The 23,441-nt window shown below is 46.4% G+C and carries 19 protein-coding genes; 5 read left to right on the top strand and 14 right to left on the bottom strand.

Annotated features, from left to right (window positions below; genetic code table 11):
- Window positions 1-204: 204 nt before the first annotated feature.
- From whiA to MKX75_RS00900, 4 genes are read right to left on the bottom strand one after another with little or no spacing between them, the layout of a single operon-like run.
- On the bottom strand, window positions 205-1,143 hold the full coding sequence (gene whiA, locus MKX75_RS00915) for a DNA-binding protein WhiA (protein ID WP_339168010.1): 939 nt from the start codon (window positions 1,141-1,143) through the stop codon (window positions 205-207).
- Between the two features lie 6 nt (window positions 1,144-1,149).
- Window positions 1,150-2,136 (bottom strand): YvcK family protein, encoded by a 987-nt coding sequence (locus MKX75_RS00910; RefSeq protein ID WP_017691250.1) that lies wholly within the window; start codon window positions 2,134-2,136, stop codon window positions 1,150-1,152.
- Window positions 2,137-2,149: 13 nt separating this feature from the next.
- Window positions 2,150-3,049: an RNase adapter RapZ gene (gene rapZ, locus MKX75_RS00905; protein WP_017691251.1), complete on the bottom strand. Its 900-nt coding sequence runs from the start codon at window positions 3,047-3,049 to the stop codon at window positions 2,150-2,152.
- 51 nt (window positions 3,050-3,100) lie between these two features.
- Window positions 3,101-4,051 (bottom strand): ROK family glucokinase, encoded by a 951-nt coding sequence (locus MKX75_RS00900; protein WP_062837749.1) that lies wholly within the window; start codon window positions 4,049-4,051, stop codon window positions 3,101-3,103.
- Between the two features lie 367 nt (window positions 4,052-4,418).
- Here MKX75_RS00900 and MKX75_RS00895 point away from each other — a divergent pair, with 367 nt between their 5' ends.
- The 4 genes from MKX75_RS00895 to MKX75_RS00880 are packed head-to-tail and all read left to right on the top strand — an operon-like array spanning window position 4,419 to window position 7,817.
- Entirely contained in the window at window positions 4,419-5,327 is a 909-nt protein-coding gene (locus MKX75_RS00895; protein ID WP_062837788.1) for an ABC transporter ATP-binding protein, read from the top strand.
- 1 nt (window position 5,328) lies between these two features.
- A complete protein-coding gene (locus MKX75_RS00890; protein WP_062837750.1) occupies window positions 5,329-6,066 on the top strand; it encodes an ABC transporter permease in 738 nt (245 codons plus the stop codon).
- A 9-nt stretch (window positions 6,067-6,075) separates the two neighbouring features.
- Window positions 6,076-7,215, top strand: coding sequence for a sensor histidine kinase (locus tag MKX75_RS00885; protein ID WP_339168006.1), 1,140 nt, complete (start codon window positions 6,076-6,078; stop codon window positions 7,213-7,215).
- Window positions 7,212-7,817 (top strand): response regulator transcription factor, encoded by a 606-nt coding sequence (locus MKX75_RS00880; RefSeq protein ID WP_062837752.1) that lies wholly within the window; start codon window positions 7,212-7,214, stop codon window positions 7,815-7,817. Before MKX75_RS00885 ends, MKX75_RS00880 begins: the two co-directional genes overlap by 4 nt.
- A gap of 169 nt (window positions 7,818-7,986) precedes the next feature.
- Here the strand turns inward: MKX75_RS00880 and MKX75_RS00875 are convergent, their stop codons facing one another.
- The 3 genes from MKX75_RS00875 to MKX75_RS00865 all read right to left on the bottom strand — a co-directional run bounded on the left by MKX75_RS00875 (window position 7,987) and on the right by MKX75_RS00865 (window position 12,048).
- Entirely contained in the window at window positions 7,987-9,018 is a 1,032-nt protein-coding gene (locus MKX75_RS00875; RefSeq protein WP_076333536.1) for an AI-2E family transporter, read from the bottom strand.
- Between the two features lie 162 nt (window positions 9,019-9,180).
- Window positions 9,181-10,140, bottom strand: a complete 960-nt coding sequence (gene trxB, locus MKX75_RS00870) for a thioredoxin-disulfide reductase (RefSeq protein WP_062837754.1) — start codon at window positions 10,138-10,140, stop codon at window positions 9,181-9,183.
- 174 nt (window positions 10,141-10,314) lie between these two features.
- The gene (locus tag MKX75_RS00865; RefSeq protein ID WP_339168004.1) at window positions 10,315-12,048 is read right to left on the bottom strand and encodes a tetratricopeptide repeat protein; all 1,734 of its coding nucleotides are present in this window, start codon (window positions 12,046-12,048) and stop codon (window positions 10,315-10,317) included.
- Window positions 12,049-12,371: 323 nt separating this feature from the next.
- On the opposite strand from MKX75_RS00865, the gene MKX75_RS00860 reads away from it, so the two are divergent.
- Complete coding sequence (locus tag MKX75_RS00860; RefSeq protein ID WP_339168002.1) at window positions 12,372-12,824, top strand: hypothetical protein; 453 nt, start codon at window positions 12,372-12,374, stop codon at window positions 12,822-12,824.
- Window positions 12,825-12,924: 100 nt separating this feature from the next.
- Here the strand turns inward: MKX75_RS00860 and MKX75_RS00855 are convergent, their stop codons facing one another.
- The 7 genes from MKX75_RS00855 to MKX75_RS00825 form a co-directional block, all read right to left on the bottom strand.
- Entirely contained in the window at window positions 12,925-14,676 is a 1,752-nt protein-coding gene (locus tag MKX75_RS00855) for a hypothetical protein (RefSeq protein WP_339168000.1), read from the bottom strand.
- Window positions 14,677-14,929: 253 nt separating this feature from the next.
- Window positions 14,930-15,880: a TIM barrel protein gene (locus MKX75_RS00850; protein WP_339167999.1), complete on the bottom strand. Its 951-nt coding sequence runs from the start codon at window positions 15,878-15,880 to the stop codon at window positions 14,930-14,932.
- Window positions 15,881-15,930: 50 nt separating this feature from the next.
- Window positions 15,931-16,803, bottom strand: a complete 873-nt coding sequence (locus MKX75_RS00845; protein WP_062837759.1) for a carbohydrate ABC transporter permease — start codon at window positions 16,801-16,803, stop codon at window positions 15,931-15,933.
- A gap of 70 nt (window positions 16,804-16,873) precedes the next feature.
- Window positions 16,874-17,773 (bottom strand): ABC transporter permease subunit, encoded by a 900-nt coding sequence (locus tag MKX75_RS00840; RefSeq protein WP_062837760.1) that lies wholly within the window; start codon window positions 17,771-17,773, stop codon window positions 16,874-16,876.
- A 131-nt stretch (window positions 17,774-17,904) separates the two neighbouring features.
- Window positions 17,905-19,494 carry an extracellular solute-binding protein gene (locus MKX75_RS00835; protein WP_076333459.1) on the bottom strand — a complete coding sequence of 530 codons (1,590 nt, stop codon included), beginning with the start codon at window positions 19,492-19,494 and terminating at the stop codon, window positions 17,905-17,907.
- Between the two features lie 446 nt (window positions 19,495-19,940).
- A complete protein-coding gene (locus MKX75_RS00830; RefSeq protein ID WP_339167996.1) occupies window positions 19,941-22,202 on the bottom strand; it encodes a helix-turn-helix domain-containing protein in 2,262 nt (753 codons plus the stop codon).
- A gap of 251 nt (window positions 22,203-22,453) precedes the next feature.
- A complete protein-coding gene (locus MKX75_RS00825; RefSeq protein ID WP_036616184.1) occupies window positions 22,454-23,401 on the bottom strand; it encodes a ribose-phosphate pyrophosphokinase in 948 nt (315 codons plus the stop codon).
- Window positions 23,402-23,441: the final 40 nt, after the last annotated feature.

The raw sequence follows: 23,441 nt of genomic DNA, 5'->3' as shown, positions 1-23,441 counted from the left end.
ACAACATTATAACATTAACCTGTGCCGGACACTAGAAGAAAAAACTCAGGGTGCTATGGAGGGCATTATGATGCCCCATTTCATTACCATTGCACATGGCACCAAGCTGCCTGAGTGACTCTTCTGGCTCCTTTACATCAGGCTTTCTTGCTCCGTTTTTGTTCAACAGAAACAGCTGACCTTGTCACTTTACCCTACTCCGTCTTAACCATAACGTTCTGTACGTACTTTCTCAGCCAGCTCATCGATCTTGCGAAGCCGATGGTTCACTCCCGACTTGCTGACTGTCCCTTTAAGGAGTTCGCCCACTTCCTTCAAGTTGATATCTGGATGAGCGAGTCGAACCTCCGCCACTTCGCGAAGCTTCTCAGGCAGTGATTCCAGACCAACTTCCTTTTGCAACAACCGGATATTATCAATCTGCCTTACCGCCGCTCCGATGGTTTTATTCAGGTTGGCCGTCTCACAATTGACAATACGGTTAACGGAGTTACGCATGTCGCGCATAATCCGTACATCTTCAAACTTGAACAAGGCCTGATGAGCACCAATGATGCTAAGCAGCTCAATGATTTTCTCGCCTTCCTTGATATATAGGATGAATCCTTTTTTCCGTTCTATACACCGGGCATTCAGATGAAATTCATTCGCCAGATCGACCAGTGCCTGGCAGTGCTCCTCATACATGGACGCAATCTCCAGATGGTAGGAAGAACCTTCCGGATTATTAACCGATCCACCTGCCAGAAATGCACCGCGAAGATAGGCCCGTTTACAACAGTTCTGCTGAAACAGCTCCGCATGAATCCCTGGTGTGAACAGAAATCCTTCCGATACAATATGAAGACCATTGAGAATCTCCTGTACCATGGTTGGAATACGAACAATATATACATTGTTCTTTTTCAGCCGCATTTTTTTGCGGACCAGTAGTTCCGTATGCACTTGAAAATGCTTTTTAAGCAGAGAGTATGCCCTTCTTGCAATGGCGGCATTCTCCGTCGAAATATCCAAGATCACTTTTTTATTCGATAACTGCACTGCACCAAGCATACGGATGAGGGCTGAAAGTTCCGCCTTTTCGCAGCACGGTTCGCTCTCGATCATGGTTAACTCTTTTTTGGTCTGTGCTGCAAACGACATGGGACTTCACCTCTTCCGTAACATCCAATTTTGTACCAGTTGGTAGATGTGATGACTCAACTTGTCGGCATCATGACGCAGATAGGTTTTGAACAGAACAAGGGTATCTGCAACCACCTGATAGCCGGCACTTTCGAGTACATTCATATCCAATACAACCGGTTTTGCTCCTTTTTCCGCATACTTATTCTGCACTTGCAGCGGAATATCACCATTATTTACGATAACATAGTCAAAGAGCTGATGACCTATATGCTCGTGTACCGCCTTAAGGTGGTCACTTACTGTATAGTTATCTGTTTCTCCCGGCTGTGTCATCACATTACAGATAAACATCTTCACCGCATCAGCTTCTACCACAGCCTCTGCCAGCTTTGGTACGAGCAGATTGGGAAGGATGCTTGTATAGAGGCTGCCTGGTCCGATCAGAATGGCGTCAGCTTGACGAATAGCCTCTACCGCTTCTGGCAACGGCTCCACGTGATCCGGTTCAAGGAAAACGCGTTTAATGCGTCCACCTGCCTCCGGAATCTTGGACTCACCTGTAATAATTGTCCCATCTTCCATCTCGGCATGCAACACCACGGCCTGACCGGCGGCTGGTAATACCTCACCTCGAACGGCAAACACGCGGCTAAGTTCCCGCACCGCGGTCACGAAGTCGCCCGAAATATCCGTCATTGCAGCCAAAATTAAATTCCCCAAGCTGTGGCCTGCAAGCCCCGCGCCTGTATTGAAACGGTACTTCAACATATCTGAAAGCAATGGTTCTACATCAGCCAGTGCCGTAAGCACGTTGCGAATGTCGCCCGGAGGCGGCATTTGTAGCTCATTGCGCAGGATGCCTGAACTTCCACCGTCATCTGCAACTGTGACGATGGCCGTGATATCCAGCGGTTTTTCTTTTAAACCGCGCAACATCACGGATAATCCGGTTCCGCCGCCCATTACAACTATTCTCGGACGTTCTCTTCGTGGTCCGGCCTCTTTCATCCCTTCACCCTCTTTAATGACGGTCCCGGTCAGCGTCGCGATGGCTCACGGTGACAGCTTCAGTCTCGCTGCTTCCCAACATCTTGCCCAAATATTCCGATATTGCTACCGAACGATGCTTGCCTCCGGTACAGCCGATTCCAATAATAACCTGACTTTTGCCTTCCTTCCGGTATTGCGGAATCAGGAAATGCAGCATATCCAGCAACTTTGTCAGAAACGCCTGTGTCTCTGGCCATTTCATAACATATTCATACACATCACTATTCTGTCCCGTATTCGGACGCAAATGATCAATATAATGCGGATTCGGTAAAAAACGTACATCAAATACTAGATCGGCATCGATTGGAATGCCATACTTGAATCCAAACGACGTAATATTCACCGACAGCATTTGGCTTTCCAGATGAGAAAAGCGGGATATGATGCGTTCTTTCAGTTGAGCAGGCTTCATTGTACTTGTATTCAGTACCTGTGTAGCGGAGTTTTTGAGTTCCTCCAGCATCTTACGCTCCAACCGGATGCCGTCCAACGGCATGCCTTCAGGAGCCAGCGGATGTCTGCGCCTGCTTTCTTTGTAACGCTGAACAAGTACAGAATCTGTAGCATCCAGGAATAAAATTTCGCAATGAATGGTAAAATGATCTTTAATATAGTTCAAAGACTCGGACAGAGCCGTAAAGAATTCACGCCCGCGCAGATCGATAACCAATGCAACCTTACCGATCTTGCCGTTTGACTGTTCAATCAGTTCCGCAAATTTTGGAATCAATACCGGCGGCAGATTATCCACACAGAAGAAACCCAAATCCTCCAGGCTCTGTACTGCAATGGTTTTACCTGCTCCGGACATGCCCGTAATGATAATGAGCGTGGCGCCTGTGCCTGGTGAGCCTTCACCTTCAAGCATAAATGTCCCCTCCTTATCATATTGCTGTCTTCATATATTGTTACGAGGTTACTAGGAACGCAAGAGAAGACCTGCTGCACCTACAATACCTGCATTATTACCAAGTGTAGCTTCCAAAATCTGAACCCCTTCTTGCAACGGTTCCGGTGTCAACTTAGCAAATACGGTACGTATTTCGTCGAACAGGAAGTTACCCGCTTTAGATACGCCACCACCGATGATGAACATCTCCGGGTTAATGACAGCCGCTACAGTAGCCATGGACTTGCCCAAGTAGAAGGCCGCACGGTTTACAATGCGCTGTGCTACTTCATCGCCTGCCTTCGCAGCATCAAATACTTCTTTGGCTGCAATCTTGTCAACGAGTGCCAGTGACGTATGATCACCGCGTTCTACGGCATCCTTCGCCATACGGATAATACCTGTTGCAGACGATACCGTCTCAACACATCCCATTTTACCACAGCCGCACTTGATGGCCTCCAGATCAGGGACAACACTGATATGACCCAGCTCTCCCGCCATACCGGAGAATCCTTGATAGATGTTACCATTCAAGATCAAGCCTCCACCAACGCCCGTACCGAGTGTATAACATACGCAATTGTCTACGCCTTTGCCCGCACCTGCCCATACTTCACCCAGTGCAGCTACATTGGCATCGTTATCTATTTTGATTGGCTTGCCCAGACGTTCCTCCAAAATCGAACGAATGGCTACATTCCGAAATCCGATGTTAGGGGCATGAACGATAATTCCCTCACGTACATTCGTGAACCCGGCCACACCAGCACCTACACCCTCAAGCTGTTCCCAACTGTAAGGTGATTCGGCTACGATATGTCGGACATACTTCTCGATGTTGGCGATGACCGTGTCTACGCCCTTATCCACTTCAGTCGGTCCTTCATACGTATGCATTAGCTGACCTTGTTCATCGCATATACCGACCTTGATTGCTGTTCCGCCGAGATCGACCCCAACGTAGATTTTCTCAGACATGCTGCAAGCCACCTTTATCTATCTAAAATAGTTTAAGTCCTACGTACCAACTATAATTGAAGGATACGCCTGGGTCAAGACGAGAAGACCTCTAGTACCTCCTGCTCCGCCGGGGTTGTGAACCATATCACACACCATTTTTGAATACGTATACATCCTCCCTTTCTCCTATTAAAAAGCAAGCTTTATTCTTCCCTCATAGAAAGGGAAGCCTCAACTCATGATATTTCATGTTCACTCGTTCCATTCATAAAAGATGACAACTGTCACCTGAAAGTCATGACAATGCTTACTAAATCACCCACGACTTTTTCCGTAAGATGAAATTATCTTATTGAACAGACGAGGGACGTGAATAACGATGAATATGGATTCAACGGTTATCCATTTGAACAATGTAAGCAAGCAGTTTGGAAACAAACACGCCGTTCGGCATATCTCACTAAATATCACCAGCGGCTCGATTGTGGCCATACTCGGACCTAACGGTGCTGGCAAAACAACCACCATGAAAATGATGCTCGGCCTGTCCAGCCCTTCCTCTGGTGAAGTGACTGTCCTGGGAGTGGCACCGGATCATAAACAGGTTCGTCAACGCATGGGTGTCATGTTACAGGATGTCAGTGTCATGGACGGACTTACCGTCCGAGAGATTATTCGCATGGTTCACAGCTACTACCCTACCCCGCTGGATACAGACGTGATTGAAGGCTTAACCGGTCTTGCGCCAGCTGCCTTGAATCGAAGAGCAGAAAAGCTGTCCGGCGGACAGAAGCGCAGCCTGAATTTTGCACTGGCCATGGCCGGTGACCCTGACGTTCTCTTCTTCGATGAACCTACTGTCGGAATGGATTCCGAGACCCGCAGGCATTTCTGGATACAGATCCGTGCGCTTGCGCAGCAAGGCAAAACTGTGGTCTTCACCACCCACTACCTTCACGAAGCAGATGAAGCTGCCGATCGAATTATCCTGTTCAATGAAGGCTCCATCGTTGCAGACGGAACCCCCGACAGCATCAAAGGCGGAATCACGAAGCGAACACTATCCTTTTCATTCTCCTCAGATTTAGACATTCGCACTCAAGTTGAAAGGTTGTCCGGGGTAGACAAGATTGAGTATCGTAAAAATCGATGCATTCTTCATACCCAAGATACAGATGCACTCATTCGCCACATCATTACCATTCAGCTTCCCGTTCAGGAGATCCGCATTGAAGCCGGACAGCTCGACGATGCTTACGCAACATTGCTCGAAACCATAAAGGAGGATCATTAAGATGTCCATGCTGCTGGCCCAATCCCGAGTAGAGATGCTTCGCATGTCACGTAATGTCTATTTTGTATTCTGGTCTTTACTGATGCCTGTACTATTCTATATCCTGTATACCCGCATATTTACCACAGATGCTGTGGATGCTCAGCAATGGAATGCACACTATCTGATGTCCATGACCTGCTTCAGCGTGATGGGCTCATCTATCATGACTCTTGGTATTCGTCTTGTTCAGGAGAGGGTGCACGGCTGGATTACCTATCTTCGAGTTACACCGCTACCAAACTCCATTTATTTTGGTGGTAAAATGATTGGTCAGACCTTCATCCACCTGTGCTCGATTATCATTATTTTTATATCCGGTTATCTGATTAACGGTGTTTCCCTCACGGCATCACAGTGGATTGGTTCTGCGCTCTGGATTCTGGCTGGCTCTTTGCCTTTTCTTGCGCTCGGTACATGCATTGGCACGTTCCGCAGGGTAGACACTGCCAGCGGATTGAGCAACGCTCTGTATCTCTCCCTCGCCTTGCTTGGAGGTATGTGGATGCCGCTTGATGTCATGCCAGACTGGCTGAGGCAGATCGGCAGCTGGTTGCCTTCACACAGCTTCGGCAACGGAGCATGGGTCATCATAGCTGGAGATATGCCTCATATGCGAGATATCCTTATTTTAGCAGCATATCTGGTGGGATTTATGTTACTATCCACATATATCCGCAGCAAACAGAAGGAGGCGTAATTTCGACGCATGCTTCAAGGTTTTGAACTTTTCCCTAAACGATACGGTGTCTATCCATATATCTGGATGATCTATTTAGCCATGCCTTTATACTATCTGTGGAATGAGCGAGGGCTTCAGCAGTACATCGGAATCACAGCTTTTATCGTTTTCGTCCTTACCTATCGACAACTCTACATGAACGCAGGCACATATCTTTTTTCCTATTGGCTCTGTATGCAAATGGGTTGTGTTCTCATTCTTAGCCTGATCATTGATCCTAACATGTTTTTTCTTGGATTTTTCACAGCGAATTTCATTGGATGGTATTCGGAAAAGCGTACCTTTCGCTTTTTTTTGCTTATCTTCGCTGTCATACAGACCGTTCCGATGGTCATTACCATAGCCCTCGATCAACTTCGTACCGAGCAGCTACTGTTCTTTATTCCGTTTTATCTAATCATGCTGATATCTCCCTATGGCATCAAAACCATGCTAGATCGTCAGCAGTTGGAAGCCAAGCTCGATGAAGCGCACCAGCATATTAAAGAGCTGATCAAACGAGAAGAACGCATGCGTATTGCCCGGGATCTGCACGATACGATGGGGCACACGCTCTCTTTGATTACATTGAAGAGTGAACTTGTTACCAAACTTATCGCCAAAAATCCCGAACGTGCCATTCAAGAAGCACGCGAAATTGAGCGCACCTCCCGTGCTGCCTTACGAGAAGTACGTCAACTTGTCTCCGATATGCGGGCAATCAGCATTGTGGAGGCATTGGCTGATGCCAAAGAAACCTTGAAAAGTGCCAACATTGAACTGCGACTGATCGGAGAACAAGGATCTTATGCTGATGTGCCTGATTTGACTCAGAACATGGCAAGTCTCTGCATTCTTGAGTCCGTAACGAACATCGTAAAGCACAGCAAAGCCACTATAGGGATTATTCAAATTGAACGAATACCTGATGGAATCAGGATTATGGTCCAAGATAATGGCATTGGCATCAGTTCAGATAAACATCATGGAAACGGGCTGAAGGGAATGTCCGAGCGCCTGGATTTGATCGATGGGTCATTTCAGATTTCCTCCGGTTCTAAAGGAACCCGAGTCGTCGTTTTCTTTCCCTTAATCGCCAGCGAGCCACAAGGAGGGATATCATTATGATTCGTATATTAATTGCCGAAGATCAGCGTATGCTGCGTGGTGCTCTAGCCTCCCTGCTTGATCTTGAAGATGATTTTGAAGTCATTGGAGAAGCGGGTAATGGAGAGGAAGCTCTGAAGCAGATTGCTACTCTCCAGCCAGATCTTTGCCTGATGGACATTGAAATGCCTGTGATGAGTGGACTTGATGTGGCTGAACGCATTCAGCAGCTTGGTCTGAGTTGTCGGATCATCATCCTCACAACGTTTGCTCGACCTGGATTCCTGGAACGGGCTATACAAGCCGGAGTTCAGGGCTATCTGCTCAAGGATGAGCCCAGTGACCGTTTAGCCGAGGCCATTCGACGTGTAATGAACGGTGGGCGGGAAGTCTCACCTGAGCTTGTTTTTGGCGCGGCCAAAGCCGTCAACCCGCTAACAGAACGGGAGAAGGAAGTGCTCAAGCTGGCTGCCACCGGGATGAATGCCAATCATATTGCTACTTCTCTACATCTCTCCTACGGGACTGTACGTAACTATTTATCAGAGGCCTTTGCCAAGCTAGATGCCAAGAACCGGATGGAAGCCGTCTCCATTGCCGAGGAGAAAGGCTGGCTGTCATAGGACTTTTATTCGCGATACAAGACATATGGTCCAGATAGAACTTCATTCACGATCCATTACACCTTCTGGTGTATGGCATAGAAAAAACGCCTTCCAGCGAACTGGAGGCGTTTTAATCTTTTTATACACATCGTTACTACACAGCATTCAGCCGTTCTTCAGCTATACGTTATAACTTCGTTTCCACACGTACCGGCTCTTCTGTCTTCTCCATCTTGTTCACATCCAGAATATCGAGCAGGAAGACGAAGATTGGAATACCAATGATTAGTCCCCAGATCCCCAGGAAGTGTTGCGACAAAATCAGTACGATAAAGGTGTAGAACATCGGTAATTTGGTCTTGTGTGCCATCAGCTTTGGATTCAGGAAATACGTCTCCAACGCATGAATGATAATAATCATGATGATCACGATAATACTCAGTTTCAGTCCACCCATCTGATATCCAATCAGACAGAGCGGCACCAGAGAGATGATCACCCCTGCCACGGGTACCAAACTTAGCATAAATACGAGAATGGTCAGCGCGAACAAGTACGGATAACCCAGAATCCAGAGCCCCAGCATTGTCAGCACCGTATTGAATACGGCAATCAGCAATTGAGCCTCAATAACTTTACCAAAAGAAGATACGAACTTGTCCCCAAGGTAAGCTACTTCAGTATAAAACCAGCCGATTTTGCTTGTTTTGAACTTGGATGTGAATTTGGATATCTCCTGCTTCTGCAACAAGAAGAACAGACTCAGAATGATAACAAGCAGAATAAACTCCAACCATTTGCTCAAAGCGAAAATATATTTCAATGCATCATTGGTGTAGTTTTTGATATCGAAGGATTGGAGGTAACCCGCAATCTTGGATGCAAAATTATCACCATCTGCACTGTCCAGAAATTTCATAATCTCGTTCGTCAACTGAACGACCTGATCAACAATCCGTGGTGAATATCTGGAGATACCCAGTACAATCACTGCGATAACGATCATATAGAGCAGGATGACCACGACTTTATAATTGATTTTAAATAACCGATTCAAACCACCTGTAATGAAATGCTGCAACCTGTTCATGACATATGTCACCAGGAACAACAGCAGAATCATGTGCAGCATACTCCCCATACTGAACAAAATTAAACAGAACAAGAGCAGAATCAAAAACCGCCTCACTGTTGCATTCTGTAACCAATCCTTTATCATTTCCCCCAAAATCTTCACCTCACAGCTAATATGCCCCATATGTATACGAACTCATGCCCACTGTAGTTTCAAAAAAAGAGAAGCCTTCCGGCTTCTCTCATTTCATGAGACTTCCCGTTGTCTCTTATTCCTAACATATGCCTAACCTCACGCATGTCATGCTTACTTATCCAGCGTTTCGCTCCAGTCATGCACAATGCTTCCTTCAAGGAACTTCTCACAATCCATCGCGGCCATACAACCTGATCCGGCTGCCGTAATGGCTTGACGATATTTTGTATCCTGAACATCACCACAGGCAAATACACCCGGAATATTGGTCTCCGTTGTTCCCGGTTTAACCACAACATAGCCATGTTCGTCCAGTGCGATCGCATTACCCAGGAATCCGGTATTCGGTGTGTGACCAATGGCAACGAATACGCCATCTGCCTCAAGCAACTCTTCCTGCCCCGTCTCGTTGTTACGCACCTTCAGCCCTTTGACACCCAGCGCTTCAGGCACGACCTCAAGAGGAGTACGGTTCAGTGCCCACTTCACCTTCTCATTGCTGCGAGCCCGATCCTGCATAATCTTGGATGCACGCAACTCATCCCGGCGGTGAACCAATGTGACGTCCGTTGCAAAACGAGTCAAGAAGCTTGCTTCCTCCATGGCGGAGTCACCACCGCCAACGACCACGATTTTTTTGCCGCGAAAGAAGAAGCCGTCACATGTTGCACATGTACTTACACCACGTCCCACATTTTCCTGCTCGCCCGGAATACCGAGATAACGAGCGGAAGCACCTGTGGAGATAATGATCGATTCAGCTTCCAGTTCACCTATTCCTCCAACTTTGATCTTGAAGGGCGGTTTGCTGAAATCAACCTCTTCTACCCAACCATTTTTGAATTCCGCTCCAAAACGTTCCGCTTGCTTACGCATGTTGTCCATCAGTTCCGGACCCATGATACCTTGCGGGAAACCAGGGAAATTCTCAACTTCCGTTGTCGTCGTCAATTGACCACCCGGTTGAAGACCTTCGATAACTAGTGGGTTCAGATTAGCACGAGCTAGATATATCGCTGCTGTCAGACCCGCAGGTCCCGTTCCGATCACAATCGTTCTGTATTTAGACATATAGATACAGCCTCCTTAATAAGGTGAGAGTGTGTTGTACTAGCGATGAACTTGCCAAGATGATATCCTACAGGCGTTTACGAGGCCCATTCGTTAAGTTTACCCGTTTTCCCGGTTGTTGTATCCTTCACCTGATGATGTCTTTCTGAAAACGAGTTGAAGCGAACTTTCTTTCTATACAAGTGGTGGTTTGCTGCTACAAACCCGATGGATCTGTTTAGCATACTTGCTAACCGTTGATGCCGATATGCCATACCGCTCAGCGATGCTTTGATAGGTAACAGGTCGGCTGTGGTTCTTGGCAGCCAAATATTCAAGTCCAGCAGCCCAGCCCTCAATCTGCTTCGTACTCGGAACCTCGGGATGTACCCGGGATACATAGTCCGTCCAGAGTCGTTCCATCTCTTGCTGCAACTCAGCCTTCGCTTCAGACATCTGTAGCGCTCGATCGACAACAGCCTGCCAATGGGAAGTTGAGTGAGTCTGCGATTGCTCTGATATGGACTGAGCCTTCCCGATGGACTTCAAAGCTACAGGAGAAAAGGGACGAACTACCTGAGTATTCTGCTCCTCATGTTCAGCCGATTTCAATCCATCCAGCACAGCTTGTGCTGCCTCAAGCAGATCCTGTTCTTCTCCCGGTTCTTCAATAAAGGATTGCAGCGCCTGCTGCACCTCATAATCACCGATCATCCCGAGTGCATGAATAACCTGAAGCTTGGTTGCCCGATCACCGTGTCGCAATGCCCAGAAGAACGATGAACGAATCAGTGGATCATTCTTCATTTCTTCAGGTATGCCGTTACCATAGTTCTCCCACTGTCTGAACTGCTCGTCAAACGGCAGATGATAGTGATAACTCAGCTTCTCCGGCTCTTGCTCGCCTTGCCGTACGGCCTCAAGACCGGACAGATAGTACCGAGATACTTCGGAACCCGGATCAAGCTTGGACACATGATGCCATAGACGCTCAGCAGCGTCATAACGCTCTGTATTATAAGCCGCCACTGCTGCATAGTGAGCAAGTGCCGGATCGGCAGCTGTCTCTTCGTCCTTGAGCAAACGACGGAAATGAACATAAGCCGTATCGTGTTGGCCCAGAATTCCCATCGTTGTAGCCAGTTTGTAGACTTGTTCGTGCTGGAATGGCACGATGACACGCAATTTTTCGATCAAAAGCAGCACTTGGTCAGCCCGGTTCTCATTTTGATGGAAAATGGCCAGATTACAGAGTGCATGCAGATTACCGGGCTCTTGTTCAAGCACTTCGGCAATGGTCTCTTTGGCTTTGGGAAACAGCCCCATATAATAGTAGGCGAGTGCCAGATTGTTACGGGCAGCCAAGTAGTCAGGATAATCCGATGACATGCCTTCGAGCAGCTCAGCAGCCTGTGCGAATTTCCCCTCTTCCAACAGTTCCCGTGCCTGATCGTGCTCCACTACACCTTTGCGTGATTTAATTCGATTCAGTTTGGCCGGACGATCCAGCTCATAGTACAGAAGCTCCATCATCTCTTCAGCTTCCGTCATGAACTGACCCTGGGTGTCCTCCTCCAAGTAGGTAACAAGTGCTTTCTCGGCTTCCTCAAACCGATCCATATTTGCATAATTGTTCGCCATGTAAAAATAACATTCCGTCATCGACGGATCTACCACTTCCAGCACGTTAGCCAGAATGGCATTGGACGCTTCGTAATCGCCCTTCTCCGATAATATACCCGCCATATTACAATGATTCACCGGATTTTCCGGTTCGTATTCAACAGCTTTGCGAAAATATTTTAATGCCTTGTCGACATGATTACGGTCCAGCGAGCGGACAGCTCTTTCAAAGAAGAAAGAAGCATCCAAGTGAATCGGTATAATATTGGCAAGGTGTCCCTCAGCCCGCACTAGCTTGCCCTTCATCTTCCAAGGCACCTCCTCTTTGCATTTCATTCATACTCTTCAGTATACCACATCTTAAGGCCCACTTCTCAATATGTAGTTTCATGTCGTTTATGAAAAAAATGCAAATAAAGATGACTTTCCATCTTTATCGGTTAGGGCCATTCAACTGGCTTCTTTCGGTTATGGTAAGATAAATGTAGCTCATGATCTGATTCTGCTGTGAATGGTTTTCATAAATGCTTTGTATACGAATCAAATACGTGCGACTTTTTTATTCTTTAGCTCCGGTGTCATTTCATATTACAAGGCAGCATCATTCTTATTTTTAAGGAGATGATCTATTGCTTATCTCGAAAATAAAAGCACTTGTATTCATTTTAATATGCTTGTTTGCCTTGGTCGGATGTTCAGAAGATATAAAAAATGAAGAAAATATTCTCACACTAGATGATGTAGTAACAGCGCTTGAATCTCAAAAACTGAATTTAGTATCCTTTGGCATAACCGGGTACCCAATGAAATTAAATGATGTTATACCTGAGGTGTACTCCATTGGGGTGCAAGCTGCAGAGGAACAGGATAACCCTGAATTTATACATTTTTATATTTTCAACTCTGAAAAGGATCGCATGAAAGGGACTACAGAATTCAATAAGAATATGGAAGGTGCCCATTTTACAACATTCCCTTTTCTATATGAGAAAGAAAATGCTCTCATCGTTTACTGGAGTAATACCAAAGAGTATCCTCTATTAACTAAACCAATTGAAGCTGCTTTAGAGCAACTGAAATAATAGGTCACAACTATAAGACGTGGAATATAGTGAACTTTGCCGTAATCAGCCGCAAAAAAGAAGACCGAGCCCCAAAGGCTCGGTCTCCTACAGTTATGACTTAAAGCTTCAACGCCATTGAAGGCGAAAGTGAAATATGAATGGTCTTATCAAATGGCGTCATGAAATTGACCAGCACAACCTTGCACTTGTCTGGCAGTTTCGCCTCCCGCACCGATGCTGCCAGATGCCCCAGCTCACCCCCGGTGATCTCCAGCCAGTCTTCTCCGCAGGTATAGCGTAACGTACCGCCTTTCCACAAGTAGTGGCCCTCACTCGTTTCAATCGCGTCCTCGCAGGTCAGCTCCCCTTCGCTTCCGAATACAAAGGATAGCTGCATCATAATGTCTTCCGGCTCCTGCCCTGAGAGATGCATGGTCCATCCATTTTCCGTTGGTTGCACTTCTGCCCCTACACGGAATGTCTGCTCATGAGTGAGCTGACGGCTCTGATGAGGTAGCAAGTACCATGGACTGATGGCTGATGCAGCCGATTCTGGCAACAGGTTCGCAGGGACTGGACCGTAATAGCCTTTTTTCTGCTCGCCAGTCAGTTGATATCCTTCGGACAACCTCGTCATTTGCTGCATAGGTACATATCCTGGATTAAAGTAAGAGGCCAGCTGCACAGCCAGTAAGCGCACCTTACCATGACGAAGAGCGAAGAAGGAAGGAACTTCTGTCATCACTGTCATGCTAGTAGCCCCATCCCGAATTCGGGCTACGGGAGCACCAAAATCCGTATGCATACGACTATGCGAGATACGTCCATGATGCCCTACTGCGTCCATTTGCTCCAGATATTCGTCGCGTACAAAGTGTTCATTCAGCATGACCTCATACTGTTCTGGTAATACATCACGTGCCTCATTCGCTTGCTGAAGCTCAGGCTCAAGCATCAACCGAATGAGCGTATTCACTGAGCATACTCCCGGATCTGTTAATGTATCTCCGGCCCAGGCTGCCATGCCGGCAAAGAGTGGGTCAGCGTCCAGCCGGGCCAAAATGGCATAAGGTAAATAATAAGGTGACAGATCATGAACACTGCCCAGATCCTGTCGACCTGAATAATCCGTAACAATTTCACCCGTTGGATGCACAAGGTACACCATCATGCGGAGATTGAGCCTCACCGGTTCCAGCAGTTCAGGACGATTGAGCAGGCGTGCGGCATGAATTAACATGATATCGCTAACTGCACTGTATATCCCATTGCTTCGTTCTGTCCACTCCCCATCGGGAGTAATATCCATCCCTTCATCCATCCACTGCTCTGCGCGCTGCACAGCTTCCTCCAGATCAAATATTTCATGCAAGAAACCGAGCGCCGCGCATAGCACCCAGCGATGATTAGGTGTATGACATCCTCCCGTAAGCATGGTTGGGATTGTACGTTCCAGAAACAGCCTCATATTGTTCAGTACAGGTTGCAGTGGCTCCCATTCCTGCTGCTGCAGAAGCTGGTACAACTGTGAATACCCTACAACGACAAATGCGGTATCGGGAGGGGAATGGTAATTGGTCCAGCCAGGCGATATTGAACCATCTTCATGCTGGAAGCGAAGTACGTATTCCGTAGCTAACAGCAGCCGATTTAACAACGCCTCATCCCGGTAATAGATGGAATCCGGATTGGAGATCGCAGCTCCCCAGTAACACATATCCGTGGGCGTTCCAGTCGTGTGGTTAACCCAGGCAACACCTGTGAAGGGATCAATTGTCCCTCCATAGTAACGGCTTTCCGGGTCAAGCATCTGCCGCGATATGCCTCTTTCTACCGCTCTGTCATTACTGTCCACCAGTTGTTTGTACATATGCAGTCCCCTCCATACCAATGCATTCTCCCGAGGTGCGGAGTAAGTTGCTTCAGCCCCTTAATTCAGACCGGAAGCTTACTCATACCGCCCGTAGGTGAGTTCATTTTTCTCGTCAGTATATACCATCTACCGACAAAAGTCGCTAGAAAATCCGTTCTTAATTCACTACGTATTTATGGGTCTTCATCACCGAGGAAACAATCGTTAACACACGTTGTTAACAAGCACACTGTTCCCCATATCACCGTCCCTACTCTGCCACTTCAAGCTTCTTCATAAGCAAGTCATGACTCTCGTGGATCTCTTCTGGCTTACAGACAGATTTCAATTCGTATACCTTCACCTGTGCCCGGCGAATCATCGGCAGATAAGCATCATAAAAGTTCATGTCCTTACTGTGTACATAAGGGCACCAGTGATCAGAAAGACCGAGTGTCTCATGGATATGAACACCTACGATATCATCCATCAGCCCCTGCATTTCTCCCACACTATCATAGAGGCCCAGCCGGTCCATCATGATGGCATGACCCGTATCGTACCAGATACCAACCGGCGCTCCTTTGAGAGCTGTGATGATGGTCTTGGCCTCGGCAAGGGTAGGAATCTGTTGCGGTCTGGATCTCGTCTCGATTCCAAAACGAACATCCAGACCTTTAGCTGCCGCTCGATTACACACCTCATCCAGACTGGCGATAATTTTCTCGACATAACCAGAACTGAGTGCCTCTCGCCGCTCCATCAGTTCCGCCCATTTGCTGCGATACTTCGGTGAATCCGGACCTTCCTCGTTGTAGAGCTTGCCAAGATCTTTGCTGATATCCTGAGGAAAAGGTACTTCTCCGGGATGCACAACAACAGCTTCTCCACCATAACGCTGGGCATATTCAGCCGACTCTACCAGCAACTCGATCGCCCGCTTACGTTTCACTTCATCTTCGAAGCCGAGCAAGATGGAATCCGTACCATAATCGGGATCAGGGTCATGTGGAAACGTGTTATGAACACTGGAGACGCCGATGTCTCCGCGTTCAATCATGGGCTCAATCGTCTTGAGCATTTCCTTCGTCACATTATAATTGAGCTCCACTCGGCGAAAGCCGAGATCCGCAATCTCCCGTATCATGTCTTCCCCAACATCATGTTTTCGGATATTCCAGCATGTCGAAAATGAATATATACCTTTATCGTTTTGCTGCATCTGATTTCCTTCTCCTCCCCAACAGCTAGAGCTTGCCCAGTAGTTTTATATCAACCTTTTACCGCGCCAAGCATGGCACCGCTGACAAAATACTTTTGCAGCCACGGATAGACAAGCAGAATGGGTACCGTTGCGAATACAACTGTAGCTGCCTTGAGACTTTCCGGAGTCAGTGGTGTACGGTTAGCACCTTCCATCAATGTAAGTTCGCTTACCATGTTGTTTTGAACCATTTGGAAGAGCTTCAGTTGTAGTGGATACAACTTGGGATCATTAATATACAACAGTGAATCCTGGAATCCATTCCAGCGACCAACTGCATAGAATAGCGCTAATGTGGCAAGTACAGGCATGGATAATGGCAATATGATTTTGAATAGCGTGTGAACATGTGAGCTGCCGTCAATTTCTGCTGATTCTTCCAGACTTTCAGGAATGCCTCTGAAAAATGAGATCAGGATAATCAGGTTAAATGGACTTACCAGTCCCGGTAAGATCAGTGCCCAGACTGAGTTAAGCATATTGAGATCACGAATGAGCAAATACTCGGGAATCATCCCGCCACTGAAGAACATCGTAATGATGATGACATACATGAAGAGCTTGCGCCCTTTCAATTTTTTCTTGGTTAGGGGGTATGCAGCAGCAAGTGTGAATAACATGCACAACACTGTGGTTGCCACTGTCAGAACAGTCGTAAAGCCAAGTGAATATAGCATGGATTGATCAGAGAATACTTGGATATACGCATCCCAGTTGAATTCTTTAGGAAAAATGGTCACTTCTCCCGAAGTAATAGCCCGGTTAGAACTTAGTGATATCGCAATGGTGTGCAGAAATGGAGCCAGACAGAATATAACAAACAAACTGATAAAGGAGATATTAACGATATCAAAAATCCGATTTGAGGTGCGTTCACTCATATGCGCACAGCTCCTTTGCTGATAGTCTATACATACAAGCCGATTGGCGTATCTTTCATGCTTTGATAACTTATAAAATGCCTTCGCCGGTTGCCTTTTTTGAAATATAGTTAGAGCCAAGTACAAAGATTAGCCCAACAACAGCCTGGAATAGTCCTACGACAGTTGCCAGCGTGTATTGTCCTGATTCAAGGCCGACCCTGTATACAAAAGTACTAAGTACATCTGAATATTCACGTACGGCTGTGTTACCGATAATATAAGGTCGATCAAAACCAATGCTGACCATATGTCCGAGATTAAGAATGAGCAAGGTCACAATGGTTGGCTTGATACTTGGCAACGTAATATGCCAGATTCTCTTCAGTCTTGAAGCTCCGTCAATCTCGGCAGCCTCAAACAATTCCTTATTGACGCCGGTTAATGCGGCCAGATATAGAATGGTTCCCCATCCTGCACTTTGCCAGACACCTGTGAACAGGTACGTCACAAGCCATGGGTTTTTCTCTGTCAAAAATGGGATTGAATTTAAGCCCATACTCTCCAACACACCGTTAACCATACCGGATTGATTACCGAACAATTGGTATACAATTCCCCCGATGATAACCCAGGAGATAAAGTGAGGAATGTACAGAATCGTTTGCGATATTTTTTTAAACCATTTGAATCGAACTTCATAGAGCATGATGGCCAATATAATTGGAGCAGGGAACGAAACAAGCAGGTCGAGGAAATTTAGCATGAAGGTATTTCGTAATGTGGTGTAGAAGTCCCGCATTCCAAATACTTCACGGAAAGCATCGAAACCGATCCACTCACTCCCGTTGATGCCCTGAAACAAGTTGAAATCCTTAAAAGCGATCTGAACCCCGTACATTGGGCCGTAACGAAAGATCAAGAAGTAGATCAGAGGCAGTGAGATGAGCGCATATAATTGCCAATACCTTTTCAAGTATGTGATGGTCAAGTCGGTTTCCTCCTATCAACAGAGAAACGGCTGTGCCGCCCATACTGGCGGCACGCGTTCCTTCCAAAGTTATGCGGTAAATTACATATTGATTTAGTAATCACAAGATAAATCTGTTTATTTGATAACGCTTACTGAAGTGCTGCTTCAAGCTCTTTCTTCAGCTCTGTGCCACCCAGTGACATAAAATCATTTATTTCTTTTTCATATACCGCTTCGAAGTCTGCCGGTTTAGCCATCGCAGTTTTCACAATAAGCACTTTCAACTTATCATTTAGCGCTGTACCATATTTAGATTCTGCTTCAATTGGTTTGCTGAAGATAACCGGGCCGATCGTATCCGTATTAGCGATATCAATAGACTGTCTCATCAGTTCATGGTTACGTTCTGGGAAGCCAGCAATCCATGCGGCTTCATTAGCTGCCTGATCTCCAACTACTTTACCGTTGGCAATAATGGCCATGTCACCACCGTTGTAGAGACGATCTTTGACATCCTGTGGTGCATCATCTTTAACAACTGGAACGCCATCAACCATATCGTAATTTTCACCTTCGACACCGGTGTTCATCTCCAGCAAGTTCGTTCCAGAAGCCATCCAGTCTAGGTATTTCACTGCTTCAACGGAACGTTTGCTGCTTTTTGGAATCATGATGTACATACCGTTGCTACCATAACGTGATTTGATGTGTTTGTTGTCCACATTCGAGTTGGTGTAAGCGTCAACTGCTACAACTTTGCTATCCGGTACATTTTTATACAAATTATCAAGCATACCATCTGCATACAGAATCTGACCTACGTCCTCAGACATGTAGCCAATATTACCGTTCTGGAAGTCTTTGACCAATTGCGTTTTTTCTTCGTCAAGACTGAAATCTTTGCTGATCAGACCTTCATTGTAAAGCTTGTTAAGGAACTGCATCGCATCTTTGAAGCCATCATGCAATGGTAGCTCGTAGCGCTGACTGTACGTAAGCCCATCTTGTACAGGTTTAATGAAGGAGTAAATCAATGTTTCGTACTGCGCTGGGGCAAGTGCCATACCCATTGGGATGTTTTTGCTGCCCAGATTGCCCGGATCTTTCTCTTTGAATGCTTTCAACGTTTCGTACAGCTCATCCGTTGTTGTTGGAGCTTCCATGCCGACTTTATCGAGCCAATCCTGGCGGATATAGGAGTTGTAACGAGCCGTAATGGCACGTTTACCCGGAATAGCGAATTGCTGACCTTCAAGCTGACCGAATTTCAACAGGTCATCGCCGAGATATTCTTTTAAGTTAGGTGCATGTTCATTAAGAAGTTCACCTACGTCAGTTAGACCACCTTGCTGAGCATAACGGTAGAACACACTGGAGTCGTATACAAACACAATATCTGGAACGTCACTGGGGCTGGCCATTAACACGTTGAGTTTGGTTGTTTCTTCTGACCGTTGAACAGGTACGAATTGCACATCAATGTTATTCGGATCGCCGAATTTCTCTTGAACAAATTTAGTTAAGTAGTTGTTCGTAATCGTATGTGGAGAAGGACTGTTACCACGATCGAAAACCTCCACTTTCAAAGTAACACGCTCACCATTAGTTGTTGCCCCGCCTTCTGCTGATTCTTTTTCTGATGCAGACGAGCACCCCGCAAGTAAGGACACTCCCATTACTATTGTAAGTGCCAGACCCATCCATTTCTTCTTACTCCCTTTGGTTGCTTTTCCAATCATTTTGTCATCCCCTTTTACTTTGCGTGAATGTTTAAGGCTTGCTCCGAGTATTCCACATCTTTCCGACCTCTAGCAATAAACCAATTTCGGAAGCGCTTACAAACGGATTATGGTTTATATGTTAAGCACATTTTCGCAGACTGATTATTTTCCCAAAGCTGCGCTGCTCTAGGCTGTGATGGCTCTCAACACCTCACGACTCGGAACTGCCTGTCCCCATTCGGATAAACCATTTTCACACACCGCCTATATTCGTAAACGGGGAAAAATAGGAATATTAGCTTGCTATCCTGCGAAAACCGTTGCATCGATCTCGGATACCAAAGAACTGTTCAACGAAAACAGGGCGAACCTCTGCGAGCCTGCTCTCCTGGTGGAAAGTGACTGCATGAAATTCACCCTGTGCTATCCTGATGTACAGATCTCAGAATATGATCACTTTTGCGTTACTCTTCGGGTTCTCGATGTTCACGTTTCAAACGACGATAATCTCCTGGTGTAATGCCCGTTACCCGCTTAAATACACGTCCCAACGTAATTCCATTTGCATACCCAACCTTCAGGGCAATATCCTGCAAAGAGTAATCCGTATTGAGCAGAAGCTGCTCCGTCTCCTTCATACGCAGCTCTGTAACAAAATCAACAAACTTCATGTTGAATTCTGTCTTGAACAAATAACTCGCATGTTTGCCCGTAATCTGGAATCGGTCGCTCAGATGTTTCAATGAAAGATCCGGATTCGCAAACTGTTCTTCGATATAATTTTTCATTTCGTTAACCATGGCTTTGTAACTCTTGGTTTCCGTGACCGCTACATACGTTCTGAACAGGTCCGTCAGGCCATCGAACAAAAGACTCTTCACATCCGTAAGCGTCTCCGCCTCTTCCACAGCACTCAACCATCTGTTGATGTTTTCTTCGGACAGCTCTTCCTGAAGCCCTTCCGACATCATGGCCACCTCTCGGCTGAGCATCTGTAACATGGCTTGAATCAGAGAACGAATCTCGTCATCCGGCAGTTTGTTCTTTTCAAATGCTGTAAAGATCTCCTCCAACTGTTCCCGCCACTGTCCACTCGACATCCGGAACCGCTTAACAAAGTCCGCAATCATCTGCAGATAAGTATAGGTATCCAGTAAAGGATGCTGTGGTTCACCGCAGTCGGCTTGGCCCACATCTCCATTCATCAACAGTTTGCGTTGCATTACCGCTTCTGCAGCCGCATAGGAGTCTCGTATTGCACCAACTCCCTGAGCAATAGGTCCAATACCGAAGCTTAAGGAAATACGTAGATTTTGTTCTACCCAAGATTTGCATTCCTCAGCTACAACACGAATCTGCCCAGACATGTCCAAGTTGTTATCACTCTGTTCTTTGAACACAAAAAGGATCGCAATTCGATCTACACTAATCCATTCCGTCCAGCATTGTACTCCAGTATTACGTGACAGCTCTTGCAAAACGTTCATTAAGGCAAACTTCAGCGTATTTTGTTCACCTCTCGTGTACCTCTCCTGAAAACCCTTCTCATAACGGTTAATCTCTCCAACAACAACGACAAAGCGCGACGAGTCATGCACATCATTCAGTGGAGAAAGTTCTTTTAATTGCTCTGCTGCGTTTTCCGTGTGTTCACCATGCAACAGGGCATTGAACAACTTGCTGCGCTGCATGAGTACATTTTCCCTGCTTTTCTTATCATAATCCATCATGTGATTAATCAGATTTTCAAGCACACCGTCAATCATCTTCATCTCATCCGTGCGAGCACCCGAGTGTTCAAACGCCCGAATCTGATGAGACTCAATCCGGTTCATGATGATCTGAATGGGTTTATAGTTACGGCGAGTAATGTACACGATATACACAATCGCACAGATGACAGTCACAATCGCAATGATTACCCATACATAAGACACTACAGATACCCAGCCAAATAAGTTGCCGGCCTTAATTCCACTGGATATTGTCCAGCCCAGTCTCTCTAGCGGTAGCGTATTCAGTTCCTGACCATCTATCGAGCCTTCTTGGTCCGAGTGTGCATTGTACACAACCTTACCTTCCCGATCCGTAATCGTCAGGAATGAGAGCTGACCATTAACCATACTGTCTACACTCTGCTCAATGCTGCTCATCTTGATATTAATGACCAGTGTGCCCTGAGAGCCAAAAGGCAAAGGCATATCCTTGTTCACCGTTAATACGCGAATAGGGGTACGTTGAACAGAGTCCGCATCGAATTCCCGGACCGGCTGCCAGCCTGAACCGATAGACCCGGCTTCCATTTGATCAATCCATGCCTTATCCGAGAAACTTTCCACTTCTCTGGAACCACTTACGGTCAGTACATGTTTATTTCGCTTGTCATACAGATAGATGGATTGAATCCATGAGGATGAATTGGTTAGCTCACGTAAACTTTGCGCAATCGCATATACCGTGTCTGAGCTGGTCTGGTTTGTGTTATTAAAATAGAGTTTGTAGGCCTGCTGACTCTGTGCCGTTTCAAGGATAGATAGTTCAATATCTCTGATTGTACGATCCACCGTATCTAACATATAACTGGAGGAGATCCGGTCTGCTTTTTTCGTTTCCTCCTTGGAGATGTCATTAATGAAGACAAACGCGATGAAAATGAGTATGGTCACCGTAAGAAAAAAAATCGGGAAATACGAGAACAGTAACCGGTAGTACCAATTACGAGACAATAGACCCCACTCCTCACTCCACGATGCCAATGTTCTCAGCCGTGGTTTCTACTGTTCAGCATCCTCACCTCAGGGCTGAATACCATATGATAACGCTATCATAACTGATTTTATGTTATTATAGCACAAGCCTCCGAGCAGCAAAGCAAGAATTGAATTCGCAGAGTCAAAAGCAAAAAACCGTGCTGAGCAGACAACAACTCAGACACGGATCAGTTAATCTGGCAGTACACCGATAAATCCTCGATGCTCTAAATTCCAGAATCCTTAAACAATGTGGCCATGGAGCCGCCATCCACAATAATGCGTACGGCGCGGGCCAGCATGGGTGCAACAGGTAACACTTTGAAGCATTCAGGGTGATCATCTGGCAGGGCGATCGAGTCTGTAACCACCACCTCTTCAATAGACGGGTGATTCAATTTACTCACTGCCCCATCCGAGAACAATCCGTGTGTTGCACATACATATACATTTTTGGACCCACGTTCCTTCAACCCTTCCACGACATTCAGAATCGTTGTTCCGGTGTCGATCAGATCCTCAATAATAATGGGTGTTCGGCCTTCAACATCACCAATGACATGGGTGATCACCGATTCATTATGGCTTGGACGTTTCTTGATCATAATGGCAAATGGGGAATCTAGACGATTCGCCAGCTTCTCTGCCATCGATGCTCGTCCCGCATCCGGAGAGACCACAACAGGATTCTCGATTCCTTTGCTTAACAAATAGTCACTAATCAGATCCAGCGATGTCATATGGTCAACCGGAATGTTAAAGAATCCCTGTATGGCCGCTGCATGCAGATCGATCGTTACTACCCGATTGGCGCCAGCTGTCGTTAATACATCTGCTACCATCTTGGCCGAGATCGGCTCCCGAGGAGCAGATTTACGCTCTTGACGAGCATAACCGTAATACGGAACAATGATGTTCACAGTGCGCGCTGAAGCCCTCTTTGCGGCATCAATCATCACAAGCAGCTCGACAAACAGCTCATTGATCGGATGAGACAACGACTGTACCAGAAACACATCACAATTACGGATCGTTTCTTCATAATGAACGTAAATTTCTCCGCTCTTGAACCGGGACAGCTTGATCTTGCCCAGTTGTACTCCCAGCTTGTCGCATACCTGTTCTGCCAGCTTAGGGTTCGATGAACCGGAAAAAATACGTAACGAATGCTGCATAATGCCCTCCCGAGGGTTGAAATCCCTATATAATCCCTTA

It is taken from the genome of Paenibacillus sp. FSL R5-0341, assembly GCF_037975235.1.
Taxonomy (GTDB): Bacteria; Bacillota; Bacilli; order Paenibacillales; family Paenibacillaceae; genus Paenibacillus; species Paenibacillus amylolyticus_A.
This window is presented reverse-complemented; position numbering and strand designations above follow the sequence as displayed.

Excerpts from the sequence above, each read along its gene's own strand:
- MKX75_RS00825 (WP_036616184.1), bottom strand. The coding sequence starts at position 23,401 with ATGCAGCATTCGTTACGTATTTTTTCCGGTTCATCGAACCCTAAGCTG.
- MKX75_RS00835 (WP_076333459.1), bottom strand. The coding sequence starts at position 19,494 with ATGATTGGAAAAGCAACCAAAGGGAGTAAGAAGAAATGGATGGGTCTG.
- trxB (WP_062837754.1), bottom strand. The coding sequence starts at position 10,140 with ATGTCTAAATACAGAACGATTGTGATCGGAACGGGACCTGCGGGTCTG.
- MKX75_RS00885 (WP_339168006.1), top strand. The coding sequence starts at position 6,076 with ATGCTTCAAGGTTTTGAACTTTTCCCTAAACGATACGGTGTCTATCCA.
- MKX75_RS00875 (WP_076333536.1), bottom strand. The coding sequence starts at position 9,018 with ATGATAAAGGATTGGTTACAGAATGCAACAGTGAGGCGGTTTTTGATT.
- MKX75_RS00880 (WP_062837752.1), top strand. The coding sequence starts at position 7,212 with ATGATTCGTATATTAATTGCCGAAGATCAGCGTATGCTGCGTGGTGCT.
- whiA (WP_339168010.1), bottom strand. The coding sequence starts at position 1,143 with ATGTCGTTTGCAGCACAGACCAAAAAAGAGTTAACCATGATCGAGAGC.
- MKX75_RS00895 (WP_062837788.1), top strand. The coding sequence starts at position 4,419 with ATGGATTCAACGGTTATCCATTTGAACAATGTAAGCAAGCAGTTTGGA.
- MKX75_RS00865 (WP_339168004.1), bottom strand. The coding sequence starts at position 12,048 with ATGAAGGGCAAGCTAGTGCGGGCTGAGGGACACCTTGCCAATATTATA.
- MKX75_RS00900 (WP_062837749.1), bottom strand. The coding sequence starts at position 4,051 with ATGTCTGAGAAAATCTACGTTGGGGTCGATCTCGGCGGAACAGCAATC.
- MKX75_RS00855 (WP_339168000.1), bottom strand. The coding sequence starts at position 14,676 with ATGTACAAACAACTGGTGGACAGTAATGACAGAGCGGTAGAAAGAGGC.
- rapZ (WP_017691251.1), bottom strand. The coding sequence starts at position 3,049 with ATGCTTGAAGGTGAAGGCTCACCAGGCACAGGCGCCACGCTCATTATC.
- MKX75_RS00845 (WP_062837759.1), bottom strand. The coding sequence starts at position 16,803 with ATGAGTGAACGCACCTCAAATCGGATTTTTGATATCGTTAATATCTCC.
- MKX75_RS00910 (WP_017691250.1), bottom strand. The coding sequence starts at position 2,136 with ATGAAAGAGGCCGGACCACGAAGAGAACGTCCGAGAATAGTTGTAATG.
- MKX75_RS00890 (WP_062837750.1), top strand. The coding sequence starts at position 5,329 with ATGTCCATGCTGCTGGCCCAATCCCGAGTAGAGATGCTTCGCATGTCA.
- MKX75_RS00850 (WP_339167999.1), bottom strand. The coding sequence starts at position 15,880 with ATGCAGCAAAACGATAAAGGTATATATTCATTTTCGACATGCTGGAAT.